At 62.5% G+C, this 12,516-nt stretch carries 13 protein-coding genes and 1 pseudogene; 10 read left to right on the forward strand and 4 right to left on the reverse strand.

Going from position 1 to position 12,516, the window contains the following annotated elements; genetic code table 11:
• Positions 1-37: 37 nt before the first annotated feature.
• Positions 38-697: an XAC2610-related protein gene (locus ACP7DW_RS24175; RefSeq protein WP_426057026.1), complete on the reverse strand. Its 660-nt coding sequence runs from the start codon at positions 695-697 to the stop codon at positions 38-40.
• Positions 698-895: 198 nt separating this feature from the next.
• On the opposite strand from ACP7DW_RS24175, the pseudogene ACP7DW_RS24180 reads away from it, so the two are divergent.
• The 3 genes and pseudogenes from ACP7DW_RS24180 to ACP7DW_RS24190 all read left to right on the forward strand — a co-directional run.
• Positions 896-1,252: pseudogene (locus ACP7DW_RS24180) on the forward strand (tetratricopeptide repeat protein); the annotation flags it as partial.
• A 56-nt stretch (positions 1,253-1,308) separates the two neighbouring features.
• Positions 1,309-1,509 carry a hypothetical protein gene (locus tag ACP7DW_RS24185; RefSeq protein WP_426057058.1) on the forward strand — a complete coding sequence of 67 codons (201 nt, stop codon included), beginning with the start codon at positions 1,309-1,311 and terminating at the stop codon, positions 1,507-1,509.
• A gap of 174 nt (positions 1,510-1,683) precedes the next feature.
• Positions 1,684-2,427, forward strand: coding sequence for a hypothetical protein (locus ACP7DW_RS24190; RefSeq protein ID WP_426057025.1), 744 nt, complete (start codon positions 1,684-1,686; stop codon positions 2,425-2,427).
• Between the two features lie 25 nt (positions 2,428-2,452).
• Here ACP7DW_RS24190 and ACP7DW_RS24195 read toward each other — a convergent pair whose 3' ends face one another.
• Positions 2,453-3,424, reverse strand: a complete 972-nt coding sequence (locus ACP7DW_RS24195; RefSeq protein ID WP_426057024.1) for a ribonuclease Z — start codon at positions 3,422-3,424, stop codon at positions 2,453-2,455.
• 131 nt (positions 3,425-3,555) lie between these two features.
• On the opposite strand from ACP7DW_RS24195, the gene ACP7DW_RS24200 reads away from it, so the two are divergent.
• The 6 genes from ACP7DW_RS24200 (at position 3,556) to ACP7DW_RS24225 (ending at position 9,042) form a co-directional block, all read left to right on the forward strand.
• Positions 3,556-3,750 carry a hypothetical protein gene (locus ACP7DW_RS24200; protein ID WP_426057023.1) on the forward strand — a complete coding sequence of 65 codons (195 nt, stop codon included), beginning with the start codon at positions 3,556-3,558 and terminating at the stop codon, positions 3,748-3,750.
• A 58-nt stretch (positions 3,751-3,808) separates the two neighbouring features.
• On the forward strand, positions 3,809-4,192 hold the full coding sequence (locus ACP7DW_RS24205) for a hypothetical protein (protein ID WP_141172319.1): 384 nt from the start codon (positions 3,809-3,811) through the stop codon (positions 4,190-4,192).
• Between the two features lie 268 nt (positions 4,193-4,460).
• Positions 4,461-6,296, forward strand: a complete 1,836-nt coding sequence (gene msbA / locus ACP7DW_RS24210; protein WP_426057022.1) for a lipid A export permease/ATP-binding protein MsbA — start codon at positions 4,461-4,463, stop codon at positions 6,294-6,296.
• Between the two features lie 161 nt (positions 6,297-6,457).
• On the forward strand, positions 6,458-7,573 hold the full coding sequence (locus ACP7DW_RS24215) for a toxin-antitoxin system YwqK family antitoxin (RefSeq protein ID WP_426057021.1): 1,116 nt from the start codon (positions 6,458-6,460) through the stop codon (positions 7,571-7,573).
• Between the two features lie 80 nt (positions 7,574-7,653).
• Positions 7,654-8,148: a MarR family winged helix-turn-helix transcriptional regulator gene (locus ACP7DW_RS24220; RefSeq protein ID WP_426057020.1), complete on the forward strand. Its 495-nt coding sequence runs from the start codon at positions 7,654-7,656 to the stop codon at positions 8,146-8,148.
• A 78-nt stretch (positions 8,149-8,226) separates the two neighbouring features.
• Complete coding sequence (locus ACP7DW_RS24225; RefSeq protein WP_426057019.1) at positions 8,227-9,042, forward strand: toxin-antitoxin system YwqK family antitoxin; 816 nt, start codon at positions 8,227-8,229, stop codon at positions 9,040-9,042.
• Here the strand turns inward: ACP7DW_RS24225 and ACP7DW_RS24230 are convergent.
• Positions 9,039-10,361, reverse strand: a complete 1,323-nt coding sequence (locus tag ACP7DW_RS24230; protein ID WP_426057018.1) for a chloride channel protein — start codon at positions 10,359-10,361, stop codon at positions 9,039-9,041. The two genes, ACP7DW_RS24225 and ACP7DW_RS24230, sit on opposite strands and share 4 nt — an antisense overlap.
• 114 nt (positions 10,362-10,475) lie before the next feature.
• Positions 10,476-11,375, reverse strand: a complete 900-nt coding sequence (gene nhaR, locus ACP7DW_RS24235; protein WP_426057017.1) for a transcriptional activator NhaR — start codon at positions 11,373-11,375, stop codon at positions 10,476-10,478.
• Positions 11,376-11,532: 157 nt separating this feature from the next.
• Between nhaR and ACP7DW_RS24240 the strand changes: the two genes are divergently transcribed.
• Positions 11,533-12,495 carry a TerC family protein gene (locus ACP7DW_RS24240; protein ID WP_426057016.1) on the forward strand — a complete coding sequence of 321 codons (963 nt, stop codon included), beginning with the start codon at positions 11,533-11,535 and terminating at the stop codon, positions 12,493-12,495.
• The last annotated feature ends 21 nt before the right edge of the window (positions 12,496-12,516 follow it).

Genomic DNA, 12,516 nt, shown 5'->3' on the forward strand with positions numbered 1-12,516 from the left:
CATTGTTCGATGGTGGTGAAGGATTGGCTCCCAGGATTTACTCCCAGGATTTGCGCATGATGTGCGCATGGCGCTGCCAGTCATAGGCTTTGCTATTCTCGATGGCCTGCTGGCCGGGATTGCCGCTATCGATGATTTCATCCTTGACGAGTATCAAGTCGTTCTTATCACTCAAGCGGTATTCCCGATAGCGCTCGCAATCCTGTTCGCGCCGGGCGATGGTAATTAATTTGCTGGCTTGCCACGCATAGCTGTCTTCATAAAAGCACTGCGCCGCGCAGCCGCAATTGGCGATGCCGCCTGCGATTGCTTGATCGGCCATGCTGATTTCCAGATTCGGAATCGCCGACAAGGGTGCGTTGAAACTGTATTGCCGCGCTGGCGCATCCCACAGCCACACATCGGAACAGCGGACGCGTCCCTGGCTATCCATGTAACCGGTCACCCACAGGTCGGCATGGCCGTCGAAATTCATGTCCAGCAGCAGCGCATGCAAATTGCCCGTGCCGCCGCTGCTGCAGCTGCCAGCGACCCACTGCTTGCCGATTTTCAGCTGGTAAGTCTGCTTTTCATCGTGATTGACATAGCGGATATTGGCCGCTTGCCGCACTTTGCCTGTCGCGGCTTTGTCCAGGTGCAGCGTGGCGCCATCAGCCGAGGTGGAAAGCAGGGATAAAAGCAAAACAATCAGTTTCATGGAGATATTCTTGGGCTGGCACTTGTCGTTTTGCCGCAATGCAATCGTGCGGTGAACGATCATAACGCAGGATTTGGGCAATGCGCCACACCGTTTCCACACCGTTCCTATCGTGCATTCTGCGCGGAACAGTGCTGCTTACAGTGCCCAAAATCCCCGGACAAGGAATCTTCATGAGCGTATCGACAGCATCTTTGAATGAAGCGGGCATTCTCGCTTATAACGACGGCCATTACGCCGAGGCCTTTAAACAATTCGACGCGGCTGCGCGCACCGGCGATCCGGCCGGCCAGCATTTATTGGCCAGCCTGTCACCAGGGCCATGGCGTGACGCAAGATGTGCCGAAAGCGGTGGAACTGTTCACGGCGGCGGCGCAAGCGGGCTTCCCGCCGTCGCTGGCCAACCTGGCCCTGATGTATGCGAGTGGCGATGGCGTCGCGCAAGACATGGCGCAATCGCTCGCCTATGGGCGCCAGGCGGCCGAGGCGGACGATGGCCAGTCGCAATTCAACCTGGCGCAGGCTTACCGCAAGGGCGATGGCGTACCGCAAGACTCTGGTACAAGCAGGCGGCCGAAGCCGGTTCCCTGTCGGCGCAGAACGAATACGGCTTGCTGTACGCGCAAGGGCAGGGTGTCGGGCTCGATTATGTGCAGGCGTATGCATGGATTGCCATGCCGGACGAGGCGGGCAGCGCGCAATCGATCAAGAACCGCGACCAGTTGCTGGAAATCCTCACGCCGTCACAGCAGCAGGCGGCGCGCCTGCTGGCGGCCGAGTATGCGGCGCAGTATGGCACCGATCCACATTAATTCATATTGTGGCCGTGGCATTATTCTACTTTCCGCAAGTTCATTGATTATTCAATAAATATTTCCACTGGGAAATTTTTACATTTACAATATAGCGATGGCGTGCCCGGCAGGGGTAGGCCGGCAAGGCGAATTCGCGTATGCGGGCCGATCACTATATAAAAGATGGATAATATGACTGTGCTGAAAGAGGGTGGTGGTTTCCGGTTCTCGATACTGATGCTGCTGCTGATTCCCTATATTCTGCTGTATTGCGCGGCGGGCAAGGAAGACCGGCTGCCATTGGCCGCCGTTACGGCTGCCGCGACCTGCCTGCTATCGCTGGTGGCACATTTGTACCGCAATCGTATCGCCATCCTGGAAGGCATTGCGGGATCGTTGCTGCTGATCGGGATATTGATGCTGTGCGCCTTCATTCCCGTCGTCGGCTGGATCGCCGATGTCCTGTTGATACTGTATGCCTTGGCCAGCGTCCTGGCGGCATTGCAGGTATTGCTTCCGATCGCTTTCAAGGGAGCCTTGATACTTGTCGTGTTTATCGCCGCGCTGGCGCCGGAAATCCACCATCCCTTGTTTAGCCCGCTCGCGTATGGCCTGTTCTGTCTTTTCCTGACGGCGTGGCTATCACGCAAAAGCGATCCATTCAGCGAATTGCTGCTGTTATTCGCCTCGCTGCCCTTGCTGGCCATCGTGATCGCATCGCTGGGCAAGATGTTCAGATCGGGTTTTTCGGTGACAAGGAATGTGAAAGTCGGCCAGCATGTGAGCGGCTATACCACGCAAGCGGGCGTGAATGTGGCCGACTACACGCGCATGGTGACAAAGAGCGTGACCACCGCCACGACATCCGTGAATGCCACGGCGGTGGCTGTCAATACGGCGGCAGGGAAAGCGGCCGAACGGACGGACGCAGAATAGCGTCCGCGGCTGGGCTACGCGCCGCTCATTTGCTGCGCGGCGTCTCAAGTTTGCTCAGCACGCCCGCCGCATCGAGTTCATAGCTGTCGAAATCGCGCGCCAGGAACAATTCACCCGAGTAATGCAGCCGCGCTTCCGCTTCCAGTTCGGCCATGCCGTCCGCGTTGTGATAGCGGGCGCTGAAGTGCGTCAAAATCAGATTGGGCAGGCGGACCGCTTCGGCAAACTGCGCCACGCGCTGCACGGAACTGTGCGTGGGGCCGGGACCCACTTTTTGCAGCATGGCTTCCGTGTAGGTGGCTTCATGCACGAGCAGTTGCGCACCGGCACAGGCGTCCGCCAGCAACGCCGGCGTGTCGTTGTCGCCGCCGATCACCACCGTGGCGCGCTGCGTTTCCGTCTGGCGGAAAGCGGCGGCGCGCAAGACTGTGCCATCGTCGAGGATCGCATCCTGGCCCGCCTGCAACAGTCCCCAGGCCGGGCCGGGTGGCGCGCCCGCTGCCTGCAGGGCGGCCTTGTCCAGCTTCCATCTGCTCGTTTCCAGCGCGAAACGATAACCGACGCTCGCTGCACGGTGCGACAGCGCATGGCGCGAGATGGTCAAGCCCGCTTCCTGGTGGACGATGGGATCGCTGTCCACGTCGATGTGGATCAGCGGATACGTCAAAAACAGTTCCGTGTGCAGCAGGGTGGCGTCGATCCAGGCCTTGATGGCGGCCGGGGCGATCAGCAGCAGGGGTTTCTTGCGGCCCGTCATGGAGGCGCTGGCGAGCAAGCCCGGCAGCCCATAGCTGTGGTCGCCATGCACGTGGGTGATGCAGATGCCCACCAGGTCGTGCACGGACAAGGGCAGGCGCTGCAGCCGGTGCTGCGTGGCTTCGCCGCAATCGATCATCCACCAGTCGCGGTTGTGCGTGGTTTGCAGGGCCAGCGAGGTGACGTTGCGGTGGCGTGTAGGCACGCCGGAAGACGTGCCGAGAAAAGTCAGTTTGAACATGCCCGCATTATGCGGCAGGCGTGCCCGCTTGCCAATGTTCAGCCCACCGGTGGCACCTCGTCCGCCGTGTCGTCGACAAAACCGTCGCGGCGGCAAAAACTGAGCAGTTGCATGCCGCCCTGGCGCGCGTCATGTTTGTCGGTTTCTGCCGCGATATCACGGTGACCATGGGCATGCTGCGGCAAATGTATGGCGTAGGCTATGATGGCGTCAGCAAGACGGACAGGCTGCTGGATTTTTCCACGCCGCTGTCGTCGGCGATCTATTTCGTGCCCAGCATCGATGCCTTGCTGGCCGTGGGTATTTCGCCGGCCGATCCCGGCTAAGGGCCGCCCCGGCGGCTCCCTGTCCTGTCCCTATTTTTTACTTCACAAGGAGTTTTCCATGCGTATTCGTCCCGCCACATTGCTGTCCGCCCTGATCTTCGGCAGCGTCGTCTTCAGCGCTTCCGCTTCCGCCGTCGGCCTGGGTTTCCTGGCCGATACGCCGATGGCTTACCTGAACAAGAATGACAAGCCCGTCTTCGTGAAAGCCGTCGCCGACGTACTCAATGACAAGAAGGACGGCGAAACCGTGCAATGGAGCAATGAAGGCTTGCGCAATTCCGTGCGCATCGCCGCCGAGATCACGGCCAGCGACACGCAAAAGACGGACGCGCAAACCTGCCGCAAGGTACAGGTGGGCTTGAGCGCCAAGGGCCAGGAACAGACCCTCAAGCTGAAAGTCTGCAAGGCCGGCACGGCCGCGTGGAAAGTGGCGAAGAGCTGATTTCCCGCGCATGGCCCTTGCCGGTTCTGCGCCGGCAAGGTGCGACTTTCGTCTAAGTAGGTCGTGGGAAATGATTGTGAAGTTATGACGAACAGAACCGGATGCTCTGCAAGGCGCCCGCTGCGACGCAGTGCGAGCACTGCTAGCAGCGGGCAACACCGCAGAGCGTCGGTTATGGAAGTCAGAAATCACAATAATTTATTGCGACCTACTTAGGTAAGTCTGGCAGCGGTTAGAATCACGCTTTACCCTTACTTTTCTTACCTGCATGCAGCAAAGTCGCCTCCTGTTCTTCCGCCTGGCCGGCCAGTTTCGCCGCTATGGCGCCATCGTTGCCGCCACTTTGCTGGCCGTGGGCGTGGCGTCCGCCACCGATGTATTGTTAATCCGCCAGTTGCAAAACGTCGTCGACGCCATGCGCACGACGGCCAGCGAGCAGGTCGCGCCCGTGTCCGGCGTGATGGGCATGCTGCAGGGCTGGGTCGACCGTTTCCTGCCGGCACAGGCTGGGCAGGTCGATTTGTGGGTGATTCCCGCCACCATCCTCGGGCTGGCCGTGCTGCGCATGGTGTCGAGCTTTGCCGGCGATTACGGTTCCGTATGGCTATCGAGCCGGGTGCAGGCCGATTTGCGCGAAAAAATGTTCGCCACCATCATGCGCCTGCCCAGCCGCTTCTTCGATACCACCACCACCAGTTTGACGCAGTCGCGCGTGGCCTTCGACGCCAGCCAGGTGTCGCAGGCGGGCTTGAACGTGCTCAATGTGATGGTGCGCGACTCCGTCGCCACCATTGGCTATCTGATTTTGCTGTTCAGCATCGACGTGAAACTGGCCCTGTTCTGCATGGCCTCGATGCCCATCGTGGCCATCGTCGTGACCCTGGCGGGACGCCGCATGCGCCACCTGAGCAAGAGTTCGCAGCAAGCCGTGGGCGAGCTGACATCCGTGCTGGACGAAAGCATCGCCGGCCAGCGCGTGGTGAAAATCTTCGGCGGGCAAGACTATGAACAGGCGCGCTTCGTCGACGTGGTCAAGCGCAACCGCCAGCTGGCCGTCAAACATGCCGCCACCTCGGCCATGAATTCCGGCTTCATCATGATGCTCGTCGGCATTACCCTGTCTTCCGTGATTTACTTTGCCATGCTGCGCGCGCAAAGCGGCGCCATCACGCCGGGCGCCTTCGTCGCCTTTATGGGTGCGCTGATGGCGATGCAGTCGCCAATCAAGAATTTAACCAAAATCAATGAGCCACTGCAGCGGGGCCTGGCGGCGGCCGAATCCGTCTTCGGCCTGATCGACACGCCGCTGGAACCGGACCCGGGGACAGTGGCCCCGGCGGCCGTGCAGGGCAATCTGTCGCTGCAAAACGTCCACTTCCGCTACAACAGCGATGATCCCGATGCGCCCACGGCCTTGAGCGATATCACGCTCGACATCCGCGCCGGCGAAACGGTGGCCCTGGTGGGCGGCTCGGGCGGCGGCAAGACGACCTTGCTGGGTTTGCTGCCGCGCTTCTACGACGTCAGCGGCGGCCAGATCCTGCTCGACGGCGTCGACCTGCGCGACTACGCGCTGCTGGCCCTGCGGCGCCAGTTCGCCCTCGTCAGCCAGGATGTGATTTTGTTCAACGACACCATGGCGGCGAATATCGCGTATGGCGACCCGGCCCCGAACCAGGACAGAGTCGAAGCGTCGGCGCGCGCCGCTTACGCGCACGACTTCATCATGCAGTTGCCGCAAGGTTACGCGACGCAGGCGGGGCAGAACGGTTCGCGCCTGTCGGGCGGGCAACGTCAGCGCCTGGCCATCGCGCGCGCCCTGTACAAGGACGCGCCGATTCTGTTGCTCGACGAAGCGACCAGCGCGCTGGACACGGAGTCGGAGCGGCAGGTGCAGGCGGCGCTGGAAGTGCTGATGCGCAACCGCACCACCATCGTCATCGCGCACCGTTTGTCGACCATCGAAAGCGCCGACCGCATCGTCGTCATGCAGGGCGGGCGCCTGGTGGAGTCGGGCAGCCATGCCGCCTTGCTGCAGCAGGGCGGCGCGTATGCGCGGCTGCATGCGAGCCAGTTGTCTCCCGTCAAGAATGGCGTGGTCTGAAGCCTGACACCTGGCGCCTGGCGCGCCAGCGCATCCGCCAGGCCGGAGCCGGACCAGCAGGTCCGTCCCGGCCTTTTTTCATGGGGCGGCAATCGTGCCCATGGCGAACGGCGCTTGCCTTTATGATGGTGGCCGCAAAGCAACATGATCATTGGGGCAACATGAAGAATCAACAAACGCTGCGCTGGCTGCTGGCCGCCGCGCTGGGTGCGGCCTTGCCGCTGGCGGCACAGGAACTGGCAGCGGCGCCAACGCCAACCGTACAGGAGGAACAGCAGACCATGTATCTGGATGAAAATTTCATGCCCAGCAACGAGCGCCGCGCCGTGTATGCGCTGCGCACGCCGCCCGTGCGCGACGAGGCGCTGGGCGCCTGGCATGTGCGGCTCGAATTTCCCGACACGCCAGGCGTGCTGGCCTTTGAAACCTACACCACCGACCTTGACTTGAGCCAGGTCAGGTTCGTGCGTTTTCGCAAGTACTACCACGAGAATGGCCAACTGCTGCGCGAAACCTACTTCAATGCCCAGGGCGAGGAGCTGCTCGGCGGCAGCGTGTACTTCGAGAATGGCCAGGTCCAGCAGCGGGTGACCGCCTTGCCGAACGGGCGCGACAGCATCTCGGAAACGTATCACGAGAATGGCCAGCTGGCGCACAAGACGCTGTATCACGGCGACGAGATGGCCGATGGCGAGCAAGTGTCGTATGCCGCGAATGGCGCCGTCAGCAGCCGTTCGTATCGACGCCATGGCCAGATGCATGGCGTGCAGGAATCGTTTTATGCCGATGGCAAGCTGTTCCAGCGGGGGCAGTTCGTCGATGGCAAGCGCGAGGGCGAGTTTGTCACGGTTGCCCAGGATGGCAGCGTGCTGGCCAGGACCATGTGGGTGCACGACCAGCCCGACGGCTGGTCGTTTGAAAGCCATGGCAATGGCGTCGTGTCGAACAAGACGCTGTACCAGAAAGGTGCCGTGCTCAGCTTGCAAACGTGGGCCCCGAATGGCCGGCCCGTGTTTGCGTGGCAAAAAGACGCGCAGGGGCGCGACCATGGCGACACGACGGACTGGCATGCCAACGGCGTGCGCGCCAGCGTGACGCCGTTTGTCGAAGGCCAGCGCCACGGCTTGCTGCAGACCTGGTACAGCGATGGCAGCCTGCGGCAGATCGTGCCGTACGAACACGGCAAGAAGCACGGCATCGAGCGCCAGTGGGACCAGGCCGGCAAGCTGGTGCTGGAACAGGCGTGGCGCGATGGACAGCCTGTAACAGGCAGTTAGTCGAGTGCTTCCTTTGCAGGTATCATGCAGGGATTCCGGCCCGCCAGCGGGCGCGCAGCCGGGTCTGATAACTGGAGGCAATGGTGGTGGAAGCGGAAGGTTCGGCGGTGGCCCGGGCACAGGGCCTGGCCTTGCAAAACATGCGCGTCGTCATGCGCGCGGCGCAGCGGCACTCGGCGCAGATCGAAAAGCAATGTGGCGTATCGGGCGCGCAATTGTGGGTGATGCAGGAATTGCTGGAGCGCCCAGGCCTGCGCATGGGCGAACTGGCAAGCAAGATGTCTATCCACCAGACGACGGCCAGCAACCTGGTCGACGCGCTGGTAAAGAAAACCTATGTACGCAAGGCGCGCGACCAGCCCGACCAGCGCGTGGTCACGCTCACCCTGACGGCGGAGGGCCAGGCCGTGATCGCCGGCGCGCCGCAGCCGGCGCGCGGCTTGCTGCCCAGTGCGCTGGCCCAGCTGGACCCCGACAACCTGGCGCACCTGAACCAGGGTTTGAGCGCCTTGCTGGCCGTGGTCGCCCCAGACGACCGCCAGGCGGGCATGCAGCCGTTTCCTTTCACCATGTAATCCCAAGGCAAGCGTGTGGCTGGAGCGCCCCGCTTGCCATTATCATCGGCGCTGTCGCAGCGTTGATGAAAGCATGCATTGAAGATAATCAATTCCGTTTTGCTGGCCGCCGTCCTGGCCGGTTCTTCCGCCATTTGCATGGCCACCCCGGCCTTGCCTTCCGAACAGTCGCCGGCTTCCGAGTTTTTCGACGCGGATTACCAGCCCGCCGCGCCCGCTGCAGCCATGTACGAGCAGCGCGCGCCGCTGCGCCACGATGCGGTCCGCCAGGCCTGGCATTGGCAGCTGCATTTCGCGCAGCCGCCAGGCAAGCTGCACATGGATGCGTGGTTGCTGAGTGCCGACGTGGCGTCGCCGCGCTACGCCTATCAGCGCAGCGTGTATTTCGCCGATGGCCAACTGGGCCTGCTGGAAGAGCGCAACGGGGAGGGCGATTTCGACGGCGTGAACGTCGCCTACCATGCGGATGGCACGGTGAAAAGCCGCAAGGCTTACCGCGACGGCGAGTACGAAGGCTTGCATAGCCACTACCATCCGAATGGCCAGCTCAGTCATGCATTGCGCTACCAGGCGGGCCAGCCCGCCGATGGCGAGTACCTGAGCTTTGACGCGCAGGGACAGATCAGCAACCGCGCGCATTTCGCCGATGGCGTGCTGGTGGGTGAAGTGACGGCGTTTCATCCGAACGGCAGGCTGGCCGAGCGGGGAGCGTATCTGGATGGCCAGCGCGATGGCCTGTACGAGGCCTGGTGGCCGGATGGCCGTGAAAAGTCGCGCTTCCATTACCTGCACGGACAAAAACACGGCCTGGAACACAGCTGGGCCGAGGATGGCACGCGCACCGTCTGCGCATGGCAGGATGGCAGCTTGCTGCGCCCCTGCAGCCATTTCTAGTTGGGCGGCGCCGGCAGCCGTTGCAGCTGCAGTTGCGCCAGCGCCCCGTACAGCGGTTCGCTGAGCACGCGCGAGACGGTGCTGGCCACCACGGCGCAGGCCATCAGGCTCAGCACCATGCCGTGGCCGTCGACCATTTCCATGACAATGATAAACGCCGTCAGCGGCGCCTGCGTGGCGGCGGCCAGGAAACCCACCATGCCCAGCGCGATCAGGGCGGGCGCGTGCGGGTAGTGCAGCAGCACGGCGATATCGTGGCCGATGCCGGCGCCGATGGCCAGCGACGGTGCGAAGATGCCGGCCGGCACGCCCGACCAGACGGTCAGCCACGTGGCCACATATTTGAAGGCGACAAAGGCGGGCGAGGCGTCGCTGGAACCTTCCAGCATGGCGCGCGTGGCCACGGTGCCGCTGCCGAACGTGGCGCCATGGCTGGCGATGCCGATGGCCGCCACCAGCACACCGCAGACGGCGGCGAACAGCACGGGCCGGCCCTTTCTCCACGCGGACAATTTCCCCAGCGGGTTGCCGCGGGCGGAGGCCAGCAGCAGCCGGGCGAACAGGCCGCCAGCCACACCCGCGACCAGGGTCACGAGCAATCCCGGCAAGGCCAGCGCCAGGCCGATGGGGCCAGGATGGATGATGCCGAAATGCGTGGCGTTGCCGTGGATCGAGACGGCCATCATGCCGGCCAGCACGATGCCAGCGACGATCAGGCCGCTGTTGCGCTGCTCGGGCGAACGCGACAATTCTTCGATGGCAAACATGACGCCCGCCAGCGGCGTGTTGAAAGCGGCCGCGATGCCGGCCGCGCCACCGGCCACCAGCAGGGAATGGGCGCTCACCTGCGAATGACGCGGCAGCAGGCGGCGCGCGGCCAGCATCACGCCGGCGGCGATTTGCACGGACGGCCCTTCGCGCCCCAGCGAGAGTCCCCCCAGCAAGCCGCCCGCCGTCAGGACGATTTTCGCGGCACTCAGTTTCAGGGACACGAACAGCGAACGCTGCTCGGGCGCCACGGCCGGGTCCAGGGTGGCCATCACTTGCGGGATGCCGGAACCGGCCGCACCGATGGCGTAGCGGCGCGTCAGCCAGACCAGCAGGGCGGCGCAGGCCGGTGTCCACAGCAGAGCGAACCACCAGGCTTTGCCGTTAAAAAACAGGAACAGCTCCAGCGCTTCGTCCGCCAGCCAGGTAAAGCCCACGACGACGAGCCCCGCGATGGCGGCCATGCCGACGACGACGGCGCGCGACCACCACAGGCGCGGGTTGGCAAATTCATGCTTGAAGGCAGAGGGGATGTCGTGCAAGTGCTTCATTGCGGCAAGTCCAGGAAGGGGCGCGCAGGGCGTCGGGAAGACTTGCCATTATATAGATGTATTTGTTCAAATGTATTTGCGGGGTTTTAATTGTGACCTTCAGTTGTGGAACTGCTACACGAACAGCTCGTGCCGCGCGCTCTGGCTGATGGCGATGGTGGCGGGGTGGCTCAGGCGCCGTTCCGTGGTGATCGCATACACTTGCTCGACCAGGCTGTCGACCCGGCCCAGCGCCACCACGGCATGCTGTTCGCACACCTGGGGTGCGATCACGGTGGGGGCAAAGAACAGGCCCGCGCCGGACTGGCCGAAGGCCTGCATCATGGCGCTGTCGTCGAACTCGCCCACGATGCGCGGGTGCAGGTGCTTGTCGCCGAGCCACTGCAGCAAGCGCCCGTAGATGGCGAAGTCTTCGCCCGGCAGCAGCAGCGGCGCGCCATCGAGGCATAGCGGGAAGCCGCCGCTCAGGGTGGCGGCCAGTTCCGGCGTGCCGAACAGGGTCATGCCGCTTTCGCCCAGCAAATGGTTGTAGCCGCGCACACTCAAATGGGACGGCATGGGGCGGTCGGCGATGATCAGGTCCAGGCGGTGCACGGCCAGGTCCGCCAGCAGGCTGGCCAGCCGGCCTTCGCGGCAAATGATGCGCAGCGGTTCGGCCAGGCTGAGCGCCGGTTCGACCAGGCGGCAGGCGATCAGTTTCGAGACGGAATCGGCGCAACCCACGCGAAACGTCGTTGTCGTGGTGCGCGACTGGTCGCGCACGATTTCCAGCAATTCATCGCCCGTGCTGAAAATGCTTTCGGCATGGCTGAGGATGCGCCGGCCCGTGTCCGTCAATTCCAGCTGGCGCCCGCTGCGGCGGAACAGTTCCACGCCCAGGGTGTCGGCAAATTCGCTGAGCTGTCCGGAAATCGATTGCGGCGTCAGGTGCAGCTGCTCGGCCGCGCGCGCGATGCTGCCCGTCTTGGCCACCATCCAGAAATAGCGCAAGTGCTTGAAGTTGAGTGTCGACATGTTTTTCCCTAAAGCTAATGCATCGAGTTTTTCGATGTATTTGTCAATTATATTCGATTTGTTCGATGTTTATATTCAGACTATGATGGCTGCTCAATTCATGCAAGGAGAGTGCCATGGGCATCAGGATAGAAACAGACAGTTGCGGAGGCCAGCGATGAACGGCCTGGAGAGTATTGCAACGGCACCCATGTGGGCCGGCTTCATCGCCTTTGTTCTGGTGATGCTGGCGCTGGACTTGTTCGTCTTCGGCGGCAACAAGGCGCACAAGGTCAGCGTCAAGGAAGCGGCGACGTGGTCGCTGGTGTGGGTCAGCCTGGCCCTGCTGTTCAACGGCGGCCTGTGGTGGTATCTGAACGGCACGGCCGGACCCGAGATCGCCAATCAGAAGGCGCTGGAATTTTTCTCCGGCTACCTGATCGAGAAAGCGCTGTCGGTCGATAACGTGTTCGTCTTCCTGCTGATCTTCAGCGCCTTCCAGGTGCCGATCCAGTACCAGCGCCGCGTGTTGATTTATGGCGTGCTGGGCGCGATCGTCATGCGTGCCGTGATGATCATGGCCGGCGCCTGGGTGGTAAGCGAGTTCAGCTGGGTGCTGTACCTGTTTGGCGCGTTCCTGTTGATTACCGGCATGCGCATGCTGGTGGCGGCCGATGCGGAACCGGACGTGGCGAACAACCCGGTGCTGCGCTTTGCCCGCCGCCACTTGCGGGTGGCCGATGGCGACCATGGCGAGCGTTTCTTCGTGGCAAAGGGCGGTTTGCGTTATGTCACGCCGCTGTTCCTGGTGCTGATCCTGATCGAGGTGACGGACCTGGTGTTCGCGGTCGATTCGATCCCGGCGATTTTCGCCATCACGACGGACCCGTTCATCGTCTTCACGTCGAACCTGTTCGCCATCATGGGCTTGCGTGCCCTGTACTTCCTGCTGGTGGATGTGGCTGACCGCTTCCACATGCTCAAGTATGGCCTGGCGATGGTGCTGGTGTTCATCGGCGCCAAGATGCTGATCATGCCGTGGTACCACGTGCCGGTGGAAGCGTCGTTGCTGGTGGTGGCAGTGCTGATCGTATCGAGCTGTGTGGCGAGCGTGTTCATCACCCGCAGCGAGAAGAAATAAACAGCAGTACGGCGCGCCCCG

The sequence above is a fragment of the Janthinobacterium sp. PSRC1-1 genome, from assembly GCF_049897525.1.
GTDB classification, from domain to species: Bacteria; Pseudomonadota; Gammaproteobacteria; order Burkholderiales; family Burkholderiaceae_D; genus Janthinobacterium; species Janthinobacterium tructae.

Bases quoted from the DNA above. Each gene is read 5' to 3' on its own strand.
- ACP7DW_RS24175 (WP_426057026.1), bottom strand. From the start codon at position 697: ATGAAACTGATTGTTTTGCTTTTATCCCTGCTTTCCACCTCGGCTGAT.
- ACP7DW_RS24190 (WP_426057025.1), top strand. From the start codon at position 1,684: ATGACTGTGCTGAAAGAGGGTGGTGGTTTCCGGTTCTCGATACTGATG.
- ACP7DW_RS24195 (WP_426057024.1), bottom strand. From the start codon at position 3,424: ATGTTCAAACTGACTTTTCTCGGCACGTCTTCCGGCGTGCCTACACGC.
- ACP7DW_RS24200 (WP_426057023.1), top strand. From the start codon at position 3,556: ATGTTTGTCGGTTTCTGCCGCGATATCACGGTGACCATGGGCATGCTG.
- ACP7DW_RS24205 (WP_141172319.1), top strand. From the start codon at position 3,809: ATGCGTATTCGTCCCGCCACATTGCTGTCCGCCCTGATCTTCGGCAGC.
- msbA (WP_426057022.1), top strand. From the start codon at position 4,461: ATGCAGCAAAGTCGCCTCCTGTTCTTCCGCCTGGCCGGCCAGTTTCGC.
- ACP7DW_RS24215 (WP_426057021.1), top strand. From the start codon at position 6,458: ATGAAGAATCAACAAACGCTGCGCTGGCTGCTGGCCGCCGCGCTGGGT.
- ACP7DW_RS24220 (WP_426057020.1), top strand. From the start codon at position 7,654: ATGGTGGTGGAAGCGGAAGGTTCGGCGGTGGCCCGGGCACAGGGCCTG.
- ACP7DW_RS24230 (WP_426057018.1), bottom strand. From the start codon at position 10,361: ATGAAGCACTTGCACGACATCCCCTCTGCCTTCAAGCATGAATTTGCC.
- nhaR (WP_426057017.1), bottom strand. From the start codon at position 11,375: ATGTCGACACTCAACTTCAAGCACTTGCGCTATTTCTGGATGGTGGCC.
- ACP7DW_RS24240 (WP_426057016.1), top strand. From the start codon at position 11,533: ATGAACGGCCTGGAGAGTATTGCAACGGCACCCATGTGGGCCGGCTTC.